Annotated in this window: 1 protein-coding gene; it reads left to right on the forward strand. The window is 44.1% G+C overall.

Features of this window, described 5'->3' with window-relative positions; translation table 11 throughout:
* A partial coding sequence (locus J7438_RS27445; protein ID WP_209279168.1) for a SpoVR family protein occupies nucleotides 1-383 on the forward strand: 383 nt, incomplete at its 5' end.
* Nucleotides 384-515: the final 132 nt, after the last annotated feature.

Genomic DNA, 515 nt, shown 5'->3' on the forward strand with positions numbered 1-515 from the left:
GCTTTATCCTGCAGTTTCTGTCACCCAAAGTGATGCGGGATTTAAGACTGTTTTCAATTCTGGATGATGAGTCCCGCACTTATCTTGAGGTGGACAGCATTCACGATGAAACAGGCTATAAAGCTATCCGTGAGTCACTGGCCGCTCAGTATAATTTGGGCAATCGGGAACCAAACATTCAGGTTTATAATGTCAATATCCGGGGCGACCGCATGCTGACGCTCCGTCACTATCAGCATGAAGGTCGACCATTGGGAAAGGAGACCGATGAGCTGTTGAAGCATATACACCGGATCTGGCAGTTTGATGTAGAGATCGAGTCGTTCGAAAATGGTGCAGTCACTCAAAGCTGGCAGTGCAGTGAGAATAAGAAGCGAAAATAAACGTCGATTGATAGCTGATATTCTTAAGCAACTATCCATTAATTTTTGAACCACAAAGGACACAAAGAGCACGAAGAAGAGCTTTTCTTTTCCTTTGTGCTCTTTGTGTGTTTTGTGATTCCCATTCAACAT

It is taken from the genome of Thalassotalea sp. G20_0, assembly GCF_017744175.1.
In the GTDB taxonomy this organism is placed as follows: Bacteria; Pseudomonadota; Gammaproteobacteria; order Pseudomonadales; family Endozoicomonadaceae; genus Endozoicomonas.